The sequence below is a fragment of the Micromonospora sp. AMSO12t genome, assembly GCF_008806585.1.
GTDB classification, from domain to species: Bacteria; Actinomycetota; Actinomycetes; order Mycobacteriales; family Micromonosporaceae; genus Micromonospora; species Micromonospora reichwaldensis.
In genome coordinates this window covers 1-20,445 of record NZ_WAAS01000110.1, presented here as the reverse complement: position 1 = coordinate 20,445, position 20,445 = coordinate 1, and the positions used below count along the sequence as shown (strand labels likewise).

Annotated in this window: 19 protein-coding genes and 1 tRNA gene; 7 read left to right on the top strand and 13 right to left on the bottom strand. The window is 72.8% G+C overall.

Features of this window, described 5'->3' with window-relative positions:
- Positions 1-260 precede the first annotated feature (260 nt).
- A complete protein-coding gene (locus F6X68_RS17585; protein ID WP_151455310.1) occupies positions 261-791 on the top strand; it encodes a protealysin inhibitor emfourin in 531 nt (176 codons plus the stop codon).
- Positions 792-816: 25 nt separating this feature from the next.
- Here the strand turns inward: F6X68_RS17585 and F6X68_RS17580 are convergent, their stop codons facing one another.
- The 4 genes from F6X68_RS17580 to F6X68_RS17565 all read right to left on the bottom strand — a co-directional run bounded on the left by F6X68_RS17580 (position 817) and on the right by F6X68_RS17565 (position 3,155).
- Positions 817-1,446, bottom strand: a complete 630-nt coding sequence (locus tag F6X68_RS17580) for a histidine phosphatase family protein (protein ID WP_151455309.1) — start codon at positions 1,444-1,446, stop codon at positions 817-819.
- Between the two features lie 76 nt (positions 1,447-1,522).
- The gene (locus F6X68_RS17575) at positions 1,523-1,942 is read right to left on the bottom strand and encodes a VOC family protein (protein WP_151455308.1); all 420 of its coding nucleotides are present in this window, start codon (positions 1,940-1,942) and stop codon (positions 1,523-1,525) included.
- A gap of 10 nt (positions 1,943-1,952) precedes the next feature.
- Positions 1,953-2,399, bottom strand: coding sequence for a helix-turn-helix domain-containing protein (locus tag F6X68_RS17570; protein WP_192581442.1), 447 nt, complete (start codon positions 2,397-2,399; stop codon positions 1,953-1,955).
- Between the two features lie 36 nt (positions 2,400-2,435).
- A complete protein-coding gene (locus tag F6X68_RS17565) occupies positions 2,436-3,155 on the bottom strand; it encodes a TetR/AcrR family transcriptional regulator C-terminal domain-containing protein (protein ID WP_225852270.1) in 720 nt (239 codons plus the stop codon).
- Between the two features lie 90 nt (positions 3,156-3,245).
- On the opposite strand from F6X68_RS17565, the gene F6X68_RS17560 reads away from it, so the two are divergent.
- Positions 3,246-3,473, top strand: a complete 228-nt coding sequence (locus F6X68_RS17560; protein ID WP_151455307.1) for a hypothetical protein — start codon at positions 3,246-3,248, stop codon at positions 3,471-3,473.
- A 91-nt stretch (positions 3,474-3,564) separates the two neighbouring features.
- On the opposite strand, the gene F6X68_RS17555 is transcribed toward F6X68_RS17560, so the two are convergent.
- Positions 3,565-3,641: transfer RNA gene (locus F6X68_RS17555), tRNA-Thr, on the bottom strand.
- Positions 3,642-3,972: 331 nt separating this feature from the next.
- Between F6X68_RS17555 and F6X68_RS17550 the strand changes: the two genes are divergently transcribed.
- The gene (locus tag F6X68_RS17550; protein WP_151455306.1) at positions 3,973-5,064 is read left to right on the top strand and encodes an ABC transporter ATP-binding protein; all 1,092 of its coding nucleotides are present in this window, start codon (positions 3,973-3,975) and stop codon (positions 5,062-5,064) included.
- 126 nt (positions 5,065-5,190) lie between these two features.
- Here F6X68_RS17550 and rlmB read toward each other — a convergent pair whose 3' ends face one another.
- Both rlmB and cysS read right to left on the bottom strand, forming a co-directional pair.
- Positions 5,191-6,324 (bottom strand): 23S rRNA (guanosine(2251)-2'-O)-methyltransferase RlmB, encoded by a 1,134-nt coding sequence (gene rlmB, locus F6X68_RS17545; protein ID WP_151455305.1) that lies wholly within the window; start codon positions 6,322-6,324, stop codon positions 5,191-5,193.
- Positions 6,324-7,739 carry a cysteine--tRNA ligase gene (cysS, locus tag F6X68_RS17540; protein ID WP_151455304.1) on the bottom strand — a complete coding sequence of 472 codons (1,416 nt, stop codon included), beginning with the start codon at positions 7,737-7,739 and terminating at the stop codon, positions 6,324-6,326. Before cysS ends, rlmB begins: the two co-directional genes overlap by 1 nt.
- Before the next feature lie 63 nt (positions 7,740-7,802).
- Here cysS and F6X68_RS17535 point away from each other — a divergent pair, with 63 nt between their 5' ends.
- The gene (locus tag F6X68_RS17535; RefSeq protein WP_151455303.1) at positions 7,803-8,450 is read left to right on the top strand and encodes an IclR family transcriptional regulator; all 648 of its coding nucleotides are present in this window, start codon (positions 7,803-7,805) and stop codon (positions 8,448-8,450) included.
- A gap of 199 nt (positions 8,451-8,649) precedes the next feature.
- Positions 8,650-9,852 carry a hypothetical protein gene (locus tag F6X68_RS34290; protein ID WP_225852269.1) on the top strand — a complete coding sequence of 401 codons (1,203 nt, stop codon included), beginning with the start codon at positions 8,650-8,652 and terminating at the stop codon, positions 9,850-9,852.
- A gap of 98 nt (positions 9,853-9,950) precedes the next feature.
- Here the strand turns inward: F6X68_RS34290 and F6X68_RS17520 are convergent, their stop codons facing one another.
- Positions 9,951-11,639: a S8 family serine peptidase gene (locus F6X68_RS17520; protein WP_151455302.1), complete on the bottom strand. Its 1,689-nt coding sequence runs from the start codon at positions 11,637-11,639 to the stop codon at positions 9,951-9,953.
- A 133-nt stretch (positions 11,640-11,772) separates the two neighbouring features.
- Positions 11,773-12,735: a DMT family transporter gene (locus F6X68_RS17515; protein WP_151455301.1), complete on the bottom strand. Its 963-nt coding sequence runs from the start codon at positions 12,733-12,735 to the stop codon at positions 11,773-11,775.
- Positions 12,736-12,810: 75 nt separating this feature from the next.
- Here F6X68_RS17515 and F6X68_RS17510 point away from each other — a divergent pair, with 75 nt between their 5' ends.
- Positions 12,811-13,356 (top strand): CGNR zinc finger domain-containing protein, encoded by a 546-nt coding sequence (locus tag F6X68_RS17510; protein WP_151455300.1) that lies wholly within the window; start codon positions 12,811-12,813, stop codon positions 13,354-13,356.
- 367 nt (positions 13,357-13,723) lie between these two features.
- Here F6X68_RS17510 and F6X68_RS17505 read toward each other — a convergent pair whose 3' ends face one another.
- Positions 13,724-15,133 (bottom strand): class II fumarate hydratase, encoded by a 1,410-nt coding sequence (locus tag F6X68_RS17505; RefSeq protein WP_192581441.1) that lies wholly within the window; start codon positions 15,131-15,133, stop codon positions 13,724-13,726.
- 46 nt (positions 15,134-15,179) lie between these two features.
- Positions 15,180-15,320: a hypothetical protein gene (locus F6X68_RS33575; RefSeq protein ID WP_192581440.1), complete on the bottom strand. Its 141-nt coding sequence runs from the start codon at positions 15,318-15,320 to the stop codon at positions 15,180-15,182.
- A gap of 133 nt (positions 15,321-15,453) precedes the next feature.
- Between F6X68_RS33575 and F6X68_RS17500 the strand changes: the two genes are divergently transcribed.
- Positions 15,454-17,268: a hypothetical protein gene (locus F6X68_RS17500; protein ID WP_151455298.1), complete on the top strand. Its 1,815-nt coding sequence runs from the start codon at positions 15,454-15,456 to the stop codon at positions 17,266-17,268.
- A gap of 60 nt (positions 17,269-17,328) precedes the next feature.
- On the opposite strand, the gene F6X68_RS17495 is transcribed toward F6X68_RS17500, so the two are convergent.
- Positions 17,329-18,996 (bottom strand): fumarate hydratase, encoded by a 1,668-nt coding sequence (locus F6X68_RS17495; RefSeq protein ID WP_151455297.1) that lies wholly within the window; start codon positions 18,994-18,996, stop codon positions 17,329-17,331.
- Positions 18,997-19,063: 67 nt separating this feature from the next.
- Positions 19,064-20,445: PQQ-binding-like beta-propeller repeat protein (locus tag F6X68_RS17490; RefSeq protein WP_225852268.1), on the bottom strand; the 1,382-nt coding region annotated here is incomplete at its 5' end.

Sequence of the window (20,445 nt, the reverse complement as noted above, 5' to 3'; positions counted from 1 at the left end):
CGGCAGCAGGTGCCGCGAGCGTCGGGGTACCGACGCCGGTCAGCAGACCGCCGGCTAGCAGGGCCGCACCGACGGCGGCAAGGGGTCTCTTCACGTGCCCTCCTGGACAGGAATGCGTGACGGGGGTAGTCACACATGTAGATACAACGATGCGCCAGCCAAAAAGAGAAGGGTTGATCGGATTTCCGCTTGAGACAATGGCCGTTCGGTGGAATCGACGCTGGTGGGAACCGGATCGCCACCCCGAGCGTCCGACGAACATGAGATCAGCTTCGATGGCCGGCGCCGGGATCGCGCTCGCGGCGACCCTCCTGGCCGGCTGCGCGTCGACCGGACCCGCGGACCAGGCCGCCCCGCCCGGTCCGGCGCGGACGCCGGCCACACCGACGACCGCCGCGCCGTCCCCGCAGCCGACGACCGCGCCGCGCTCCCCCGGGCCGGCGGCCACGGCGGCCCGGATCATGCTGACCCGGTCGGGCGGGTTCGCCGGACGCGGCGACACCGTGACGGTGGAGCACGACGGCCGGTGGACGGTCGTCGACCGCGCCGGATCCCCACGCACCGGCCGGCTCTCCAGCGCGGATCTCGACCGGCTGCGCCGGCTCGTCGTCGACCCGGCCCTCGCCGCCGAGGCGGGCCGCCCGTCGGCGCCCACCGCCTGCCAGGACGCCTTCAGCTACCGGCTGACGATCGGGGAGGTGGAGACCGGCTACGTGGACTGCCCGGCCGACGGTGCCGCGCCGGCCGCGACCCGTGCGGTCGTGGAACTCCTGCTCGGGGCCACGGGCTGAGCGAGCACAGGCCCGTCGGTCGGGGTCAGAACCGGTAGCCCTCCGGCAGGCCGGTGGCGCGCAGCTCCGGCGGCAGATGGGCGACGTCGTTGACCGCGAGCAGCGTCGGCGGACCGCCCGGGCCGTAGCGGATCACCGTCAGCCCGCAGTGGTGCGCGTTGAAGCCCAGCCAGCGCCGCTCCGGCGCGTCGAGCGCGTGCCGGACGAACCAGGCGATCAGGAACGTGTGCGTGACGACCAGATCCCGCCGGTCGCCATCGTCCGGGGCGGTGGCGAACCGCCGCACGGCCGCCGCCGTCAGTCGCGGCCCGTCGGCCCGCTCCGCCGGGGAGAAACCCGCCAGCAGCCGGGCGTACGCGGGCGGCAGGCCGGTCGGATCGGTGTCGTGCGGCAGGTGGTCGCCGACCTCCTCGGCGGCGTACACGCCGATCCCGGGCAGCGACGCCGCGACCAGCTCGGCGGTCTCGACGGCACGCCGCAGCGGGCCGTGGTGGACGGCGTCGACGGGCACGCCGCGCAGCCGCTCACCGAGCAGGGTCGCCTGCCGGCGGCCCCGGTCGGACAGGCCGGTCTCCGGCGGGTCGACGCCCGGCGGGGTGCCCGGCGGACGGTCCTGCTCGCCGTGCCGGGCCAGGTAGAGCAGGCGGGTCCCCACGTCGTCCCCCCTCGTACGCGATCGAAAGGCGTGCCACCGGCGGCACGCCTCCCGATGATGGCTCCCTGCCGCCAGGTCAGCCCCTGGGGAACATCTGGCCGATGCGGATCTTGTTGCCGAACGGGTCGCGGATGCCGAAGTCGATCCCGTACGGGCGCTCCATCGGCTCGTCGGTGATCTCGACGCCCTTGGCGACGAGGTCCTCGTACGTCTTCTGCGCGTCGTCGGTGGTCATGAAGAGGTACCCGCCCAGCGCCCCCTTGGTGAGCAGCTCACGGACCTGCTCGGCGGTGGCCGGGTCCAGCGCCGGCGGGCCCGGCTTCTCCAGCAGGATCTCGCGCTCCGGGTCGCCGGGCAGGTTCACCGTCAACCAGCGCATGAAGCCGAGGTCCTGGTCGGTGTTGACCTCCAGGCCGAGCTTGCCCACATAGAAGTCGAGGGCCTCGTCCTGGTCGAGCACGTAGATCTGGGAGCGGCTGATCGCGTTCATCGTCATGCCCGGAACGCTACGGGGCTCCCCTGACCTGCTGCTTATCCAAAACTGACCTCTGCTGTCCGAAGCTGCTGGGCCGGGTCCAGGCCTTCGTGAAGCACACCGGCACGGCGGCGGTCGGTGCCTTGCGCCGGCGGTACTCCGACGGTGACTCCCCGACGATCTGCCGGAACGTGCGGCTGAACGTGCCCAGGCTGCCGAAGCCGACCGCGTAGCAGACGTCGGTGACGTCCCGGCCGGTGTGCAGCAGCAGGTACATCGCCCGCTCCACCCGGCGCCGCTGGAGGTAGCGGTGCGGGGTCTCGCCGAAGGTCGCCCGGAAGGTGCGGATGAAGTGCGCCTCGGAGACGTACGCGATCCGGGCCAGGGCGGGGATGTCGAGCGGCTGGTCGTACGCGCGGTCCATCGCGTCCCGGGCGCGCAGCATGGCCCGGTTCGACTCCTCCGTCGCCCTGCTCACACCGCCCAGCATAGGGTGCCGTCACGCCGGACCCCGCTACCTCGGTGCGGTCGCCAGGATCGCGTCGAGGCCCTGGTCGAACAGCTCGTCGTCGCTCCATCGGGCGTCGTCGAGGTGACCGGAGTCGATGAGGGTCGGATAGGCGGCGGGATTCGCCGTGATGTGCCGCCGGGCCTCGCCGCGCGCGTGCGGATCAGCGGTCCGCCGCCAGGTCGCCTCGGTGAGCGCGGCGCCGATGACGTAGTTGGCGAGCAGGCGGGTCGCCACCGCCAGTCGACGGCCCGAGAAGCCGCCGCGCACCAGTGCCGACTGGAGGAACTCGGTGCGCGCGAGCACGTTGGGGCCGAGCATGGGTCGCCCGATCAGGCTCGCCGCCCAGGGGTGCCGGAGGATGGCCGTCCGCCAGTCCCGGACCAGCGCGCGTACGTCGTCCCGCCAGTCGCCCACCTCGTGCGGGAGCCGGACGTCGCCGAAGATCTGGTCGACGGCCAGGTCGAGCACGTCGTCCTTCGTCTTCACGTGCCAGTACAGCGCGGTGGACGTGACGTCGAGTTGCTGGGCGAGGCGACGCATCGTCAGGCCGTCCATGCCGTGCCCGTCGAGCAGGGCCACTGCGGCGTCGACGATGCGTTGCCGGCTCAGCGGCGGCGTACGGCGCGGACGGGCGGACTCCGCACGGAGCCACACCGAGCTGACGGCATCGGGCCGGCCGGCCGGCTCCTCGCGCGGCGTCCGGCCGGATCGGTTGGTGGTCACCCGACCACTCTATTACGGTGCTCGGGCGACTTAACGGTGGTAAGTTGCTCGACACGCGTTAGGTGACGGCGCCACAGAGGAGGCCTGGGCATGCCCCTGATGCGGATCCATCTAGACACCGACCCGACGACCGCCCGCCGGGTCCTGGCCCTGCACCGGGCAGGGAAGAACCACCACGAGTCCCGGGACGCCGCCCGCAGCGAGGTCTGGCGGCACGGCCGCACGCCAGCCGCCGAGCCGGTCTTCGTCGGCGTCACCAACGGCAAGCCTCTCCGCCTGATCTACGACGTGGAGGTCCACTTCGACACGACGCCCTGATGCGAGATCCGCGCAGACCGACGGCACGCCGACGGCGACGGTCAACCGGCCGGCTCGCGACGGTGCCCGGCAAGAGATGCCTGATGAAATTTGGAGCCCCCGGCCGGGATCGAACCGGCGACATCTCGCTTACAAGGCGAGTGCTCTGGCCAGCTGAGCTACAGGGGCGTGTGGTGCCGACGCCAGCATAGCGACTGACGTCCGGATTTCCGCCGCGGCAGGCCCCCCGACCACCGGAAACGTCTCCGCCCTCCTGCGGCGGACCGACATTGACGGTCGATTGATGTCCGCCCGTGCCCGAGTGACCGGAATGTCTATGCGGTCCGTCCCATCCCGTGCGCCCCGCCTTGGCAGGTGGCGGAAAGCCGTTTACCGTGCAGTGACACGGACGACATCTCGATCACCGAGAGGCTGCCCGTGGGCCGGCGCGTCCCGTGCCGGCCGCTCCTTCACTCGGATCGTCCGGCACGTTCCTGCCGGTGAAAGGAAGCACCCCATCATGGCTACGGTCACCTACTCCAAGGCGTCCCGGATCTACCCGGGCACGGAGCGTCCCGCCGTCAACCAGCTCGACCTGGAGATCGGCGACGGCGAGTTCCTCGTCCTGGTCGGCCCCTCCGGTTGCGGCAAGTCCACCAGCCTGCGCATGCTCGCCGGCCTGGAGGACGTCGACCAGGGCTCGATCCACATCGACGACCGGGACGTCACCCACCTGCCGCCGAAGGCCCGCGACATCGCGATGGTCTTCCAGAACTACGCCCTCTACCCGCACATGACGGTGTACGAGAACATGGCGTTCGCGCTCAAGCTGCGCAAGACCTCGAAGGCCGAGATCGACCGGCGGGTCAAGGAGGCGGCGGCGCTGCTCCAGCTGGAGGAGTACCTGGGCCGCAAGCCGAAGGCCCTCTCCGGCGGTCAGCGCCAGCGGGTGGCCATGGGCCGGGCGATCGTCCGCGAGCCGCAGGTCTTCCTCATGGACGAGCCGCTGTCGAACCTCGACGCGAAGCTGCGTGTGCAGACCCGTACCCAGATCGCGTCGCTCCAGGCGAAGCTGGGCGTCACCACCGTCTACGTCACCCACGACCAGGTCGAGGCCATGACCATGGGCCACCGGGTGGCGGTCATGCTCGACGGCGAGCTCCAGCAGGTGGACACCCCGCGGGCGCTCTACGACACCCCGGCCAACGTCTTCGTCGCCGGCTTCATGGGCTCCCCCGCCATGAACATCAAGACCGTGCCGCTGAACGAGCGGGGCGCCGCCTTCGCCGACCTCCACATCCCGCTCACCCGTGAGCAGGTCGAGGCGGCCCGCGCCGACGGCGGCGACAACAAGGTGACCGTCGGCTTCCGCCCCGAGGACTGCGACCTGGTCAGCCCGACCGAGGGCGGCATGCCCGTCGTCGTCGAGCTGGTCGAGGACCTCGGCTCGGACGCCAACATCTACGGCCACGCCGCGCTCGAGGGCAGCAACGAGCGCTTCGTGGTCCGTACCGACCGGCGCACCATGCCGAACATGGGCGACACCGTGTTCGTCAAGCCGCGCGAGGGCCGCAGCCACGTCTTCAACGCGAGCACCGGCCACCGCATCTGACGTACGACGAGATGGGGGTGCCCGCCGATCGGCGGGCGCCCCCATCGTCGTCTCCGGCTGAAGGCCCCCGGACAGGCGAAGGGGCGGCCCGCCATCGGCGGACCGCCCCTTCTTCGTGTCTGTGGATCAGCCCTCGGCGGCCCGGCGGCGCGCCACCTCGGCGAGGGTGACGGCCGCGGCGACGCTGGCGTTGAGCGACTCGACGTCGGAGACCATCGGGATGCTGACCGTCAGGTCGCAGGTCTCGCCGACCAGCCGGGAGAGCCCCCGACCCTCGGAGCCGACCACCACGACCAGCGGGCCGACGGCGGCCTCCAGGTCGTAGAGGTCGGTCTCGCCGTCGGCGTCCAGGCCCACCACCAGGAAGCCGGCGTCCTGACAGGCCTTCAGCGACCGGGTCAGGTTGGTCACCTGGGCGACCGGTACCCGCGCCGCCGCACCGGCGCTGGTCCGCCAGGCGGTCGCGGTGATCCCGGCCGCCCGCCGCTCCGGTACGAAGACACCCTGCGCGCCGAAGGCGGCGGCGGACCGGATCACCGCGCCGAGGTTGCGCGGGTCGGTCACCCCGTCCAGCGCCACCAGCAGCGGGGCGGTCTGCTCCAGCGCCGCCGCGACGAGGTCCTCGAAGGGCTCGTACGCGAACGCCGGCACCTGGAGTCCGATGCCCTGGTGCAGCACGCCGCCGGTCATCCGGTCCAGCTCGGCCCGGCTGACCTCCAGGATCGCGATGCCCCGGTCGGCGGCCGTCCGGACGATCTCGTTGATCCGGTCGTCGGCGTCGATGCCCTGGGCGGTGTAGAGCGCGGTCGCCGGCACCTGGGCGCGCAGCGACTCCAGCACCGGGTTGCGCCCGACCAGCAGCTCCGGCGTGTCCTTGGACGGGTTGGACTTGCGGCCCGGCGCGACCCGGGGGCCACCGCGACCGGTGGGCCTGGCGCCCCGGCCGCCCGTACCGCGCCCGCCGCCGGTCGGCACGCCCCGGCCACCGCCCTTGCCCCAGGTGGTGTCCTTGCTGCCCGGCTGGCCGATCTTGGGGGCGCGCCCCTCCTCGGCCGCCGCCCGGCGCTCCTTGTCCTGCTTCCATGCGGTGCGCTGGGGCAGCTTCTCGGTGCCCGAGTAGGCCTTGTGCCAGGGCCGCTCGTCGGCGGGCAGGGTCTTGCCCCGCCCGGCGAGGGAGTCCTTGTTCTTGCCACCGGAGCCCTTCGGGGCTCCCGCCTTCGGCGTCAGACGCCGGCCACGGCGCTGCGAGTTGCCGGCCATCAGTCCTGCTCTCCAATAGTCCAACGGGGGCCCTGGGGGGTGTCCTCGACCACCACGCCGGCTTGCTTGAGCTGGTCGCGTACGGCGTCGGCGGCGGCCCAGTCCTTGCGACCGCGGGCCTGTGCGCGCTGCTCCAGGGCCAGCGCGACCAGCGAGTCCACCACGCCGCGCAGGTCGTCCGTGCGGCCGCCACCGGTCCACGCCGGGTCGAGGGGGTCGACCCCGAGGATATCCAGCATGGCGCGCGCGGAGGCCAGCGCCGTGCGGACGGTCACATCGTCGCCGCTGGTCAGCGCGGTGTTGCCGTCGCGAACCACCTCGTGCAGGACGGCGAACGCGGCGGAGGTGTTCAGGTCGTCGTCCATGGCCGCCGCGAACGCGCCCGGCAGCTCGCCGAGCTGGCCGGCGCCGACGCGCTCGACGGCCCGCTGCACGAAGCCCTCGATCCGGCGGTACGCGACGGCGGCCTCGCGCAGCGCGTCCTCCGAGTAGTCGATCCGGGACCGGTAGTGCGCGGCGGCGTAGTAGTAACGCAGCTCCACCGGGCGCACCCCGAGCGAGTCGACGTACGTCAGGTCGAGGGCGTTGCCGAGCGACTTGCCCATCTTGGCGCCGCCGATGCTGAGCAGCCCGTGGTGCACCCAGTAGCGGGCGAACGGCAGCCCGGCGGCCTGCGACTGGGCGATCTCGTTCTCGTGGTGGGGGAAGGTGAGGTCCAGTCCGCCACCGTGGATGTCGAACTCGGCGCCGAGGTACCGCCGGCACATCGCCGAGCACTCGATGTGCCAGCCCGGCCGGCCACGCCCCCACGGCGACGGCCAGTAGGCGTCCGCCGGCTCGTCGGGCTTGGCGCCCTTCCAGAGCGCGAAGTCGCGCGGGTCGCGCTTGCCCCGGTCGGGCGCGTCCCCGGCCGACTGCATCGCGTCCGGCGACTGCCCCGACAGGGATCCGTATGCCGGCCAGGAGCAGACGTCGAAGTAGACGTCGCCGGAGTCGTCGGTGGCCGGGTAGGCGTGCCCGTCGGCGATGAGCTTGGCGATCAGCTCGTGCATCTCCGGGATGTGCCCGGTGGCCCGCGGCTCGTACGTCGGGGGCAGCACGTTGAGCGCCCGGTAGGACTCGGCCAGGATCAGCTCGTTGGCGTACGCGATCGACCAGAAGGGCTGGCCCCGCTCCATCGCCTTGACCAGGATCTTGTCGTCGATGTCGGTCACGTTGCGGATGAAGGTGACCTCGTAGCCGGCGGCGAGCAGCCAGCGGCGCAGCACGTCGTAGTTGACGCCGGAGCGAAGGTGACCGATGTGCGGCGGGGCCTGGAGGGTGAGACCACACAGGTAGACCCCCACCTTGCCGGCTTCCCGCGGGACGAAGTCCCGCACCGATCGGGTGGCGGTGTCATACAGGCGTAGCGTCACCGTACAAGGGTAGCCGTCCCCGCATTCCTGAGTTGTCCGGAGCCGGGTCGTACGCTGCTGGGCGTGGAGACGACGGCGCGGGGCGGGGAGACGGCGCAGACCCTGGACCGGGGGCTGCGACTGCTGCACCTGGTCGCCGACGCGCCGGGCGGGCTGACGGTCACCGAGGCGGCGAACCGGTTGGGCGTCGGCCGGGCGGCGGTGTACCGGCTGGTCGGCGCGCTCGCCGCGCACGGCATGCTGCGCCGCGACGGCGAGGGCCGCCTGCGCCTCGGCGCCGGGGTGCTGCACCTGGCCCGGCGGGCCCAGCCGCTGCTCGCCGAGGGGGCGCTGCCCGCGCTGCGCCGCCTCGCGGAGCAGGCCGGCGCGACCGCCCACCTGACGGTGGTCGAGGGCGGCGAGGGGGTCGCGCTCGTCGTGGTCGAGCCGAGCTGGACGTCGTTCCACGTCGCATACCGGACGGGGGCGCGGCACCCGCTGGAGCGCGGGGCGGCCGGGCGGGCCATCCTCGCCGGCCGGGCGGGCGCCGCCGGCCCGGTGAGCACCGCCGGGGAACTGCAATCCGGGGCGTACGGCGTGGCCGCCCCGGTGCTCGGCGTGCCGGGCCTGGAGGCGAGCGTCGGGGTGGTGGCGCTTGCCCCGCTGGACGCCGAGGTGGTCGGCGCGCAGGTCCTCACCGCCGCCACCGCCATCGCCACCGCCCTCTCCTGAGCCGTCACTCTGTCCTGAGCCACCGCCCTGTTCGGAGCCCCCGGCCCTTTCCGAGCCACCGCCCGCCCTCGGGCGCGGACGGGTGCCCTACCACATCCGCGCCCCGCCGTGCCGGTTGTCCACAGTCGGCATTCCTCGGGGCGGCCCCGGTTGTCCACAGGGCTGTCCAGCGGGATCGGACGGCGGGCACGCTGCCCACATGCCACCTCCACCGCACCGGCCCGGCGTTCTGGCCTGGCAGGTCTTCCGCGGCTCAGACGCGATCCGACAGGGACTGGTCACCGAGCACCAGCTGCGCAGCTCGGCCTGGCTGCGCCTGCGCCACGACGTCTACGCCGACGCCCGGCTGGACCGGGACCACGCCCTGGCCTGCCGGGCCGCCGCCCTGCGGCTGCCGCCCGAGGCGGTCGTCGCCGGCCCTTCGGCGGCCTACCTGCACGGCGTCGAGCACGCCGCCTCCTTCGCCGACGACGTGCACGTCCTCGTTCCCAGGACGATGCGCCTCGGCCCGCAGCGGGGCCTGCGCGTGCACTCCACGGGCCCGGCCACCTCGCCGACGTACGCGTCCGCCCGGTCCCGAAAGGCTGGCGGCGGTCCGGGCCCGGCGGTCGGCCAGCCCGCTGGAAGCCTGGGCACGGCGTTCGGCCGGCCCTCGGACGGCCTGGGCGTCGCGGTCCGCCAGCCCGCCGTCCACCGGGACGTCCCGGTCCGCCCGGCCGCTGGAAGCCTGAGCACGGCAGCCCGCCCGCCCGACGGCCGCCCGAGCACGGCGATCCGTCAGCCTGAAGGCGGCCCGGCGGTCCGTCAGCCCTCGGGCGGCCGGCGCACCGCGGTCCGCCCGCCCCCGGGCGGCCTGCGGGTGGCGGACCTGCGGACCGCCGGCGTGCCGGTCGCCACGGATCCGACCTCGGCGGCGTGGGAGACGGCGGTCTGGTTGGAACCGCTCCGTGCGGTCGGCATCGTCGACTCGCTGCTCAGGCAGGGGTCGACCAGCCGCGAGGCCCTCGCCGACGTCGCCGACCGCAACGCCGACCGGCCCGGCGGCCGCCGGGCGCGCTGGGTGTTCGGGTTGGCGGATCCGGGCGCCCGGTCGCCGGCCGAGTCCGAGTTGCGGGTGCGGCTGGTGCTGGCCGGGCTGCCGCGCCCCGCCGCCCGGCACCCCGTCCGGGTCGCCTCCGGGCTGGTGCTGCACGTCGACCTGGCGTGGCCGGCGTACCGCGTCGCCGTCGCCCAGGACGGGCAGCACGCCGAGGCCGGCGGCGGGCACCTCGACCGGATCGCCACACTGGTCGGTGCCGGCTGGCTCGTGCTGCCCGTGACCGGCAGGCGACTGCGTCAGGACTTCCCCGGTGTCCTGCGCGAGGTTCGCGCCGCGCTCGGGGCCCGGGGCTGGCGCCAGTGACCGGGGCGCTCCCGCCACCCTCCGGCGGGTCGGCCGCCCACCGCCGGACATGCGAGGGGCCCGGCCGAACGAGTCGGCCGGGCCCCTGCCGTCCTGCCCTACGGGCGGGCGTTGGGCTTGAGCGGGGTCTTCACCGCCGCGTACGCGTCGACGATGCCGTAACCGTAGAAGCCGTTGAAGTTCAGCCCTCCGGCGCAGTAGGCGTCGAACTCGGCGTCCCGGCCCTCGTTGGCGTACGACTGCAGGCGCGGCTCCGGGCAGGCGTGCTCGGCCGCCGTCCGGTAGAGGTGCTGCTCCACCAGCTTCGGCGCCATGCCGAAGCCGCCGTGCCGCTCCTTCTTGCCGTGCTTGCTGACGATCAGCGCGGCGACGCCGGAGGCGTGCGGGGCCGCCATGGAGGTGCCCTGCAGGTAGGTGTAGTACCCGCACTCACCGTTGGCCTTGCACTGCTTGAAGACCGTCTCCTCGAACCCGGCGACGATGTTGCCGTTCGCGTCGACCGAGCCCTCCTCCTGGAGCACCTTCTTCGGGTACGTCGAGAGGATCATGTTGGCGTCGGTGCGGAAGGTGTCCGTGCCGAAGCCGTCACGGAACCAGCCGCCGGGTGCCGCCACGGCGGTCTGCTCGGTGCCGTAGTTCGAGAAGTCCGACTTCTTGCCCGACGGCCCGACCGCCGACACGCTGATCACGTTGGGGCCCTCGGTGGGCAGGTCCCAGCAGCTGTCGTTGTCGATCTCGCGCGGGTAGGGCGCGGTGTCGCCGTAGTCCGGGCTCGACACGTCGGTGCGCGGGGCGCCCAGGTCCTCGTGGTTGTTGCCCAGCGCGCCGACCAGCGTGACGCCCCGGTCGTGGGCGAAGTTCAGCGCCCGCTTCATGGCCTTGATGGTGGCCCGCTGCTCGGCCTGGTCCTCGGGGGAGTCGGCCGGGTTGGCGGTGCAGTTGTAGAGCCAGGGGTCGACGTAGAAGGACATGTTGACCACGTCCAGGCCGACCTTGCCGGCGTGCAGCAGGCTGTTGACCACCGGCTCCAGGAAGAAGTAGCCGGAGTCCTGGCCGCCCTTGAGCTCCACCAGGGAGATGTTCGGGGCGACGCCGGAGAGGCCGAAGCCGTTTGCGGCGGCGCCGATCGTGCCGGCCACGTGGGTGCCGTGCCCGCCGTCGTCGGTGCCGACCGGGTCGAGGCAGCTCGCCACCTCGCACGGGCCGTCGACGTCCACCATGTCCGGGGCGAAGTTGCGGGACAGCGCCCAGTTGAAGTTCGGCGCGATGTCGGGGTTGCTGGCGTCGACGCCGGTGTCCAGCACGCCGACGGTGACCCGGCGGTCGCCCGGCTCGACCTTGCGGGCCTGGTCCGCCCGGATCATCTCCAGGCCCCAGAGCTTGTCGTCCAGCGGATCCATCTTCTTGCCACGCTTGGCGCCCGCGTCCTTGGCCGCGGCGGCGGCCAGCAGGTGCTCCTGCTCGACCCGGTCCAGCTTGGGCTTGCGGCCGATGGCCTTCTGCTCGGTGGCGCCGATCAGCGCGGTCGCGGCGGTGGCCTTCGTCGCGAAGTCGGCCCGGTCGCTGGTCACCCGGAACATGCCGACGTCGTCGGAGCGGGAGACCACCGTGCCGCCGGCCGACCGGATGGCGGCGATCGCGGCGTCCGCCGAGACGCCGTCCTCGGCGACGACGGTGAAGGTACGGGCACTGCTCGGCTCGGCGCTGGCCGGCACGCTCATGCCTGTCACCGCAAGTGCCAGCGCCGTCGCGGACGCGACGGCACCGGCGGTGAAGCGCTTGCTCACCACATCGGATCCTCTCGTTGAGGGACGTGGCAGCCATCAGACAACACCGCGGCACTTTCCGCCATAGCAACGTCGGCTGTGGCGTGAATCTGTCTTTCATCCGTGGTGGGCGCCGTCGGACGGCCCGTTCGAGTCACGGCAGGGCGGGCTCGGCGACCTCCGGCCGCGGGTCGTCAGCACGGGGAGCGCGCAGCTCGTCGACGCGCACCAGGGCGACACCGGCGACGATCAGAGCGCCGCCGAGCAGTTGCACCACGGTGGGCAGTTCGCCCAGCACCAGCCAGGCGATCAGCACGGCGAACATCACCTCGGTCAGCCCGACGAACGACGACAGCCGGGCGCCGAGGATCCGGGTGCCGGCGATCCCGGCGAGGTACGCGACCACGGCGGCGACCAGCGACAGCCCGATCACCGGCACCAGCCAACTGGTGCGCTGCCCGGCGAAGGTGACCTCGCCGAGGGACACCCGCAGCGGCAGCGCGCCGACCGCGCCGAGCAGCAGCAGGATGGCGGCTCCGACGGCCATGCCGCCGCTGGCCATGGCCACCGAGGGCAGCTCCTCGTCGACCCGCCCCGCGAGCACGAAGTAGCCGGCGAGGCCGACCGCCGCCCCGAGCCCCCAGAGCACGCCCACCGGGTCGAGCCCGCCGGCGCCGGTCAGGTCCAGGACGAAGAACAGGCCGGCGAGGGCCGCCACCGAGCCGACGACGGTCAGCCGGCGGGGACGCTGCCGGTGGACCAGCCACATCCAGCCCACCACCAGGACGATCCCGAGGTACTCCAGCAGCAGCGCGACGCCGACCGGCAGGTAGCGGACCGCGTTGAAGAAGCAGACCTGGGCCGTGGCGACCCCGAGCAGCCCGAACACGCCGATCGCGGCGAGGTTGCGGCGCAGCACACCCCACCTGCCGCGCAGGGACAGCACGGCCGGGACCGCCACGACCAGCGCGGCGACGCCGACCCGGGCGGCCACGGCGGCTTCGGCCGACCAGCCGGCGTCGATGAGGGACCGGGCGAACGTGCCGGACGTGGCGAAGGTGACTGCGGAGAGCAGGGCGAGGCCGAGACCGAGCCCGGCGGCGGGTGGTTGACGCATCGATCCACTCCCACTGTCATTGGTAAACTGCCACTATGCTCATGACGCTAGGCGGGCGCCACGACAGGAGTCAAGTTGCTCTTCACCCATGACACGGAATGCTCCCTGACTGCCGTGGCCGCGCTGGTCAACACCGACGGCCGCGCCGGTGAGGGCCTGCCCGACGTCGCCGCCCTGGACGCGTTCTTCGTCGCCCACACCTACAGCGGGCGGCACGAGCACAGCGAGGACGAACTGCGGGCGGTACGCGACCTCCGACCCCGGCTGCGCCGCCTCTGGTACGCCGACACCGAGGGGATCGTCGCCATCGTCAACGGGCTGCTGCGCGAAAACGACGCGCTGCCCCAGCTCATCACGCACGACGACGAGCCGTACCACATCCACGCCGTGCCGCGGGACGCGCCGCTGGCGACCCGGATGGCCGTCGAGGCGGCGATGGCGCTGGCGGATCTCGTACGCACCGGCGAGCTGCGCCGGCTGCGGATCTGCGACCACCCGGACTGCGAGAACGTGCTGGTCGACCTGTCCAAGAACCGGTCCCGACGGTTCTGCGACGCGGGCTGCGGCAACCGCGCCGCCGTCACCGCCTACCGCGCCCGCAAGGCCGCGGACGGGCGCTGAACCGAAAGCGGGGACTCGTCAGCGACATCGACGACATGGTCGCCGCCGCGCTCAAGTGGGAGGGCGGCTACGGCACGGCCCGGGACCGGCTGCCCCGACCTGTGGAACTGATGTCGCAGACGACTCACGCTGGATCGACAACAGGCGCCGAGGGCGAGAGCACACCGGACGGCACCACACGTCGGCGACGCGAGGGCCGTGATGTCGTAGACGATTCAGCTCCAAAGGCTTGCGGCAGCATGCCCCGCTGGGCATCAAGGTCGCCGCCGGCTCGCCTCGGCCCGGCCCCGCCGGCATCGCCTTCCGCAGCGCCGCCGACGTGCCGAACCCCACCGGGCCGGACCAGCCGGCGGCACCGGGCGCGCGGTCAGGGGTGGGTCATCCGGAGCAGGTCGAGTGCCTCGTCGAGCTGGGTCTCGCTCAGCCTGCCCGAGTCGACGTGCCCCCGGGAGACGACCACCTCGCGGATCGATACCTGCTTCGCCAGTGCCTCCTTGGCGATGGAGGCGGCCTCGTCGTACCCGAGGTAGCGGTTGAGCGGGGTGACGATCGACGGCGAGCCCTCCGCGTACGCCAGGCAGACCTCGGCGTCCGCGACCAGGCCGACCACCAGTCGGTCGGCGAAGAGCCGGCTCGACGCGGCGAGCAGGCGGACCGACTCCAGCAGGTTGCGGCCCATCACGGGGAGCATGACGTTCAGCTCGAAGTCGCCCTGGGAGCCGGCGAACCCGACGGCGGCGTCGTTGCCGATGACCTGGGCGCAGACCTGCCGCACCGCCTCGGCGACCACCGGGTTGACCTTGCCCGGCATGATCGACGAGCCGGGCTGGAGGTCGGGGATGCGCAGCTCGCGCAGGCCGGCGCGGGGGCCGGAGCCCATCCAGCGGATGTCGTTGGCGATCTTGTAAAGACCGACGGCGACCGTACGCAGCTGCCCGGAGGTCTCCACCAGCGCGTCCCGGGCGCCCTGCGCCTCGAAGTGGTTGCGCGCCTCGGTCAGCGGCAGCCCGGTCGAGCCGCGCAGCTTCTCGATGACCTTCGCGGCGAAGCCGAGCGGGGTGTTGATGCCGGTGCCCACCGCCGTGCCGCCCAGCGGCAGCTCGGCCAGCCGGGGCAGTGCCCCCTCCAACCGCTCGATGCCGTAGCGGACCTGGGCGGCGTACCCGCCGAACTCCTGCCCGAGGGTGACCGGGGTGGCGTCCATCAGGTGCGTACGCCCGGCCTTCACCACGGTCTCGAACTCCGCCGCCTTGCCCTCCAGCGCCTCCGCCAGGTGGGCCAGCGCGGGCAGCAGGTCCCGCGCGACGGCCTCGGTGGCGGCCAGGTGGATCGAGGACGGGAAGACGTCGTTGCTGGACTGCGAGGCGTTCACGTCGTCGTTCGGGTGCACGTCCCGGCCCAGCTCCCGGCTGGCCAGCGTGGCGATGACCTCGTTGGTGTTCATGTTCGACGACGTGCCGGACCCGGTCTGGAACACGTCGATCGGGAACTGGTCGTCGTAGCCGCCGTCGGCCACGTGCGCGGCGGCGGCGGCGATCGCGGCGGCCACGTTCGCGTCGATCACGCCCAGCTCGCCGTTGACCTCGGCCGCCGCCCCCTTGATCTGGGCCAGCGCCCGGATCTGGGCCGGCTCGATGCCCCGGCCGGAGATCGGGAAGTTCTGCACCGCGCGTTGGGTCTGCGCCCGCCACAGCGCCTCGGCGGGCACCTCCACCTCGCCCATCGAGTCGCGTTCGATCCGGTAACCCGTCGCCTCTGGAGTCGTCACGCGTACCATCCTGCCGCGCCGCGCGCCGACGTGCAGATGATCGCGGCGAGCCGGGTCAGCGCAGCTCGGCCAGCATCCGGGAAACCTCGTGCCGCTCCGGCGCCTCCATCTGCCGGAACAACGCGAGCGCCCGGGTCCAGTGCGACCGGGCCGCAGCCGGGTCGTCCGCCCGCAGGCGGCGGGCGATCCCGTCCAACGCCCGGGCCTGCTCGTACCGGGCGCTCGAAAGTGGAGCGCGTTCCGCGTGGTCACACGCCTAGGATCGTGGAATCGACTCCACTCCCATCGGAGGGCCTTTCACCTTGCACGAAGAACGGGGTTCCACCGGCGTGCCCGCCGTACGCCGCAAGCGCGCTCCGCGCCGGCTCCTGGCCACCGGCCTCGCCGCCCTGCTCACCGCCACCAGCGTCCTGGTCGTGACGGCCGCGCCGGCAACCGCCGGGCCGAGCCGGTTCATCCTGCCGACCAGCGGCAGTTGGACCGACGCCCACCAGCCGTCGACCGCCACTGTGGAGACCGACGGCACCGTGCCGGTCGGCACCTGGAAGTCCGGCGACGACAAACACACCTCGCGGGCCTACTTCACCTACAACCTTGCTCCGTTCCAGGGCAAGCACATCATCCGTGCCCTCGGTGTCACCGAGGAGACGGCGGTCAACGACTGCTCGAAGCCACGCGAGATCGAGCTGTGGCGGACCGACGTACCGACCAGCGCACCGACCTGGGAGACGTCACCGGCGGTTCGAGAGAAGGTCGCTGACATCGCGCCGAGCGCTCCTTGTCAGGGCCAGCTGGAAGTGCTGCTCACCGAGGCGGTACGGCAGGCGGTCGAGGCCGGACAGACCTCGATCACCTTCATGACACGGATCGCCGGCCACCACGAGAGCAAGCTGCCCTACGGCCGCTGGATCAGGGAACTCGGCATCTCCATCGAGGCGAACACGCCGCCGGACGTACCGACCGAGCTGGGAATCAACGGGTACCCGTACGCCTGCGAGTTACAGATCGGCACGACCACGCCGTACCTGGCGGCGAAGGTCACCGACCCGGACGCGGCACCGTCGAACACCGAGCCGGTGACCGCCACCTTTGCCTGGTGGCCGGTGGACGACCCCACCATGCGGACCGAGTGGACATCCCCGGCCAAGGCCGCCGGGTCGATCTTCCGGTACGACGTTCCGGCCGGTCAGATGGCCGACGGGAGGTACGCCTTCGCCGTCCGCGCCACGGACGGGGTCGGCAACACCTCCGCCTGGTCGGCGGAGTGCCGGTTCACCGTCGACACCACCAGCCCCACCCCGCCGACGGTCAGCTCCACGGACTACCCGGCCGACGACGGCTGGTACGGCGGTCCCGGCATCCCGGGCCAGTTCACCTTCTCGGCCGGCGGCGACACCGACACGGTGAAGTTCCGCTACAGCCTGTCCGGGCAGCCGACGACCGAGGTGGCGGCCGACGCGCCGGGCGGCTCGGCGGCCGTCACCATCGCCCCAGACCGGGACGGACCCAGGACGCTCACCGTCGAGGCGATGGACCTCGCGGGCAACCGCTCCCCCGCCACGAGCTACGTGTTCCGGGTGCGCACCACCAGCCCGACGATCACCGACGGCAACCCGACGGCCGGGTACGGCCAGCCGCGCACCCTGACGTTCGCGCCCCGCATGGAGGACGTCGTCGAGTACACGTACCGGCTCGACGACGGGCCGGAGCAGACCGTGCCGGCGGCCGTTGACGGCACGGCCACGGTCACGATCACGCCGGCGAAGCCGGGCTACACCACCGTGTACGTGCGCAGCCGGACGGCCGGTGACCTGCCGTCCGGCGAGGGCAGCTACCGGTTCCACCTGGCGACCAAGCCCACGGTCAGCTCGGTCGAGTACCCGATCAACAAGTTCCAGGGGGCGGTCGCCGGCACGCCGGGAACGTTCGTCTTCGAGGCCGGCATGCCCGGGGCGACGGAGTTCGTCTACTCCCTCGACGGCCGCCCGGCCGAGACGGTCGCGGCGGGCGCCGACGGGTCGGCGTCGGTGGCTTACACCCCCATGACCGCCGGAATCCGCCGGGTCACCGTCTACACGCGGACCGGCGACGGGACCGTGTCGGAGACCTTCAGCGGCACGTTCTACGTCAGCCGGGCGAGCTGACGTAGGAAGACGACGAGGGGCGCCGGGCAGTGGCCCGGCGCCCCTTCGCGTACGCGTGGATCAGCGGCGACCGACGGTCAGCACCGGCTTGGTGACCTCGGCGAAGAAGTCGTTGCCCTTGTCGTCGACCACGATGAAGGCCGGGAAGTCCTCGACCTCGATCTTCCAGACCGCCTCCATGCCCAGCTCCGCGTATTCGAGGACCTCGACGTGCTTGATGCAGTCCTGCGCGAGCCGGGCGGCCGGGCCGCCGATCGAGCCGAGGTAGAAGCCGCCGTGCTGCTGGCAGGAGCGGGTGACCTGGGCGGAACGGTTGCCCTTGGCGAGCATGACCTGCGAGCCGCCCGCGGCCTGGAACTTCTCCACGTACGCGTCCATCCGGCCGGCGGTGGTCGGACCGAACGAGCCGGACGCGTAGCCCTCCGGGGTCTTGGCGGGGCCGGCGTAGTAGACCGCGTGGTCGCGCAGGTACTGCGGCATCGGCTCGCCGGCGTCCAGCCGCTCCGCGATCTTGGCGTGCGCGATGTCGCGGGCCACCACGAGCGGGCCGGTCAGCGACAGCCGGGTCTTCACCGGGTACTTCGACAGCTCGGCGCGGATCTCGTCCATCGGCCGGTTGAGGTCGACGCGGACCACCTCGGACGCGTCGAGCGTCTCGTCGGTGACGTCGGGCAGGAAGCGCGCCGGGTCGGTCTCGAGCCGCTCCAGCCACACGCCCGACGGGGTGATCTTGGCGACCGCCTGCCGGTCGGCCGAGCAGGAGACGGCGATCGCCACCGGGCAGGAGGCGCCGTGCCGGGGCAGCCGGACCACCCGCACGTCGTGGCAGAAGTAGCGCCCGCCGAACTGCGCGCCGATGCCGAAGTTGCGGGTCAGCTCCAGCACCTCCGCCTCCAGCTCCAGGTCGCGGAAGCCGTGCGCGGTCATCGAGCCGGAGGTGGGCAGCGCGTCGAGGTACTTGGCGCTGGCGTACTTGGCGGTCTTCAGGGCGTACTCGGCGGAGGTGCCGCCGATGACGATGGCGAGGTGGTACGGCGGGCAGGCGGCGGTGCCGATCAGCCGCAGCTTCTCCTCCAGGAACTGCATCATCCGCGTGGGGTTCAGCAGCGCCTTGGTCTCCTGGTAGAGGTACGACTTGTTCGCCGAGCCGCCGCCCTTGGCCATGAAGAGGAACTTGTACGCGTCGGGCTGCCCGTCCGGGTCCTCCGCGTAGAGCTCGACCTGGGCCGGCAGGTTGCTGCCGGTGTTGCGCTCCTCCCACATGGTCAGCGGGGCGAGCTGCGAGTAGCGCAGGTTGAGCCGGGTGTAGGCCTGGTAGACGCCGCGCGAGACGGCCTCGGCGTCGCTGCCGTCGGTGAGCACGTGCCGGCCGCGCTTGCCCATCACGATGGCGGTGCCGGTGTCCTGGCACATCGGCAGCACGCCGCCAGCCGCGATGTTGGCGTTGCGCAGCAGGTCGAGCGCGACGAACCGGTCGTTCGGCGAGGCCGCCGGATCGTCGATGATCGCCCGCAGCTGGGCCAGGTGCGCGGGGCGCAGGTAGTGCGCGATGTCGTGCATCGCCTCGGCGGTCAGCGCGGTGAGCGCGGTCGGCTCCACGGTGAGGAACCGGCGACCCCCCGGCCCGTTGACGACGTCGACGCCCTCGTCGGTGACCAGGCGGTATTCCGTCTGGTCCGGGCCGGTCGGCAGCAAGGGAGCGTACGAGAACGCGGCGGCACTGCTCATGAGCGGAAAGCCTAGGGCAGAAGGGTCGATCAGTCCCACCCGCCGGGTGGGTCCTGGGACGTCGCTCTCACCCGGGGCACAGCTCCCGCTTCGGGCCGCAGCTGTCCTCCGGCCCGGGTACGCCCGCCGTGCCGCCGGGACCGGGTACGCCGCCGTCGCGCGGCGGGACGGGGGCGCCCCGCGCGCCGCCGAAGCGGACGTAGCCGATCTCCCGCCCCTCGCCGATGATCATGCCGCTCGGGCCGACCGCGAGGGCGTTCGCGGAGGTGCGCAGGCTCGCCAGTTCCCGCCCGGTACGCGGGTCCAGCGCCATCAGCCGGGACGGCTTCTCGTCGGCGATCACGGCCGCGTACGGGGTGAGCGCCGCGCCGGCCTTCGGCCCGGTCGGGCGGGTCCACCGGACGCGCCCGGCGCCCAACTCCCGGCCGACCACCGCGCGCTTGTCGGCCGGCCGGACCAGGGCGTACCGGTCGTCGACCGCGAGCAGCTTCTCCCCGGCGGAGGTGACCAGCAGCAGCCGCCCGTCGTAGCCGTCGAGGACCGCCTCGCGGGCGTCCGGGGCCACCCCGATCAGCACGTTGCGCGCGCCGTGCGGGTCCTCCCGCTGCACGCAGCCGGCGTTGTCGGCGGTCCGCAGGTTGATCCCGGCCCGCTGCCACGTCTCCTGGCCGGTCGCCGCGTCCCGGCCGGAGATGGCGAAGTAGCAGGTGCCGTCCTGGGAGCGGGCGGTGATCCGCAACAGCCGGCCGCCGACCACGGACAGCCGTTCGTCGCGGCCGGGCTCGACGTCCTGGAGCACCCGCCCGGTGGCGGTGTCGAGGACGTGCACCCGGCCGTCGATGGGGAAGCCGAGCAGCGGCGGTACGGGCTCCGGGCCGGCCACCTCGTCGTCGATGCGGACGGCGTCGAGCCGGCGGGTGTCGAGCAGCCCCGGGTTGTCGCCGAGCAGCCCGCTGCGCACCCCGGGCACGAAGGCAGTCCAGAGCGGGGCGGTGCCGCGCGCGTCCCAGGCGCTCACCGTGCAGTCGGTGGCCTCGACGCAACGGGCGTCGAGCAGCATGTTGCGGTACGTCCAGACGGCCACCGCGTCGCCGTTGCGCCGCCGCGTGGCGCCGGTCGTCGGGTCCAGCACCTCGTAGCCCTTGACCAGCAGCTTGCCCACGACGACGACGGAGTCCCGGTCGCCGCCGGCCACCGCGGCCCAGTCGGCCTTGCGCTCCCACAACTGGGCGCCGGTGGCCAGGCTGCGCGCCTCCACGCGGGTACGCTGCTCGACCACGACTGTCTCGCCGGCGATGGTCACGCTGCGCGGGGTGCCGCCGACGCGCTGCTGCCAGACCACGTCCGGCTCGGAGATGGGCTGGCTCCGGTTCACCCAGTCCCACATCCCGGGGAACGGGTTCCACACTCCGGTCGCGGCGAGCGCGACGACGAGGACGAGCGCGAGCA

Bases quoted from the DNA above. Each gene is read 5' to 3' on its own strand.
- F6X68_RS34290 (WP_225852269.1), top strand. From the start codon at position 8,650: ATGCCACCTCCACCGCACCGGCCCGGCGTTCTGGCCTGGCAGGTCTTC.
- F6X68_RS17550 (WP_151455306.1), top strand. From the start codon at position 3,973: ATGGCTACGGTCACCTACTCCAAGGCGTCCCGGATCTACCCGGGCACG.
- F6X68_RS17515 (WP_151455301.1), bottom strand. From the start codon at position 12,735: ATGCGTCAACCACCCGCCGCCGGGCTCGGTCTCGGCCTCGCCCTGCTC.
- F6X68_RS17495 (WP_151455297.1), bottom strand. From the start codon at position 18,996: ATGAGCAGTGCCGCCGCGTTCTCGTACGCTCCCTTGCTGCCGACCGGC.
- F6X68_RS17560 (WP_151455307.1), top strand. From the start codon at position 3,246: ATGCCCCTGATGCGGATCCATCTAGACACCGACCCGACGACCGCCCGC.
- F6X68_RS17575 (WP_151455308.1), bottom strand. From the start codon at position 1,942: ATGACGATGAACGCGATCAGCCGCTCCCAGATCTACGTGCTCGACCAG.
- F6X68_RS17585 (WP_151455310.1), top strand. From the start codon at position 261: ATGAGATCAGCTTCGATGGCCGGCGCCGGGATCGCGCTCGCGGCGACC.
- F6X68_RS17505 (WP_192581441.1), bottom strand. From the start codon at position 15,133: ATGGTACGCGTGACGACTCCAGAGGCGACGGGTTACCGGATCGAACGC.
- rlmB (WP_151455305.1), bottom strand. From the start codon at position 6,324: ATGGCCGGCAACTCGCAGCGCCGTGGCCGGCGTCTGACGCCGAAGGCG.